Below are 528 nucleotides of genomic sequence, written 5' to 3' on the forward strand. Positions count from 1 at the left end.
TTGTGCAGAACCATTACTTCCTGCTACCGCTGTTCCTAAGACATTGTTGTCTGCGTCATATACTTTTACAACTTCTCCTGCAGCCACACCTGTAATATTCACTGTTCCTTGATCACCTGTGATATCGGTAATCGCAGCACCTGGTGTTGGCGTCGTTGGAATCTCGATTCCGCTGTATGGCAATGTTGTGATTTCCGTTTCGGTTCCATTTACCGTTACTCGTACTGACAACTCACCTTGTGCATTCGGGAAGGTAAATGTTAAGACTGCTTCTCCGTTTGCATTTGCTGTTCCTGTTGCTAGTACTTCATTCGCATCACTGTAGATCAAAATCGTATTGCCTGCTGTCACTCCTGTTACATTGACTGTTCCTTGATCACCTGTGATATCAGTGATCGCAGCACCTGGTGTTGGCGTTGTTGGAATCTCAATTCCACTGTATGGCAATGTTGTGATTTCCGTTTCGGTTCCATTGACCGTCACTCGTACTGACAACTCACCCTGTGCATTCGGGAACGTAAATACGAT

General features: G+C 45.5%; 1 protein-coding gene. It reads right to left on the bottom strand.

The window, feature by feature from the left end; translation table 11 throughout:
- Positions 1 to 528 (bottom strand): hypothetical protein (locus ACFSGI_RS22375; protein ID WP_379284474.1); only part of this gene is annotated, 528 nt, incomplete at both ends.

Origin of the sequence: Paenibacillus nicotianae (genome assembly GCF_042681745.1) — a bacterium.
GTDB classification, from domain to species: domain Bacteria; phylum Bacillota; class Bacilli; order Paenibacillales; family Paenibacillaceae; genus Saccharibacillus; species Saccharibacillus nicotianae.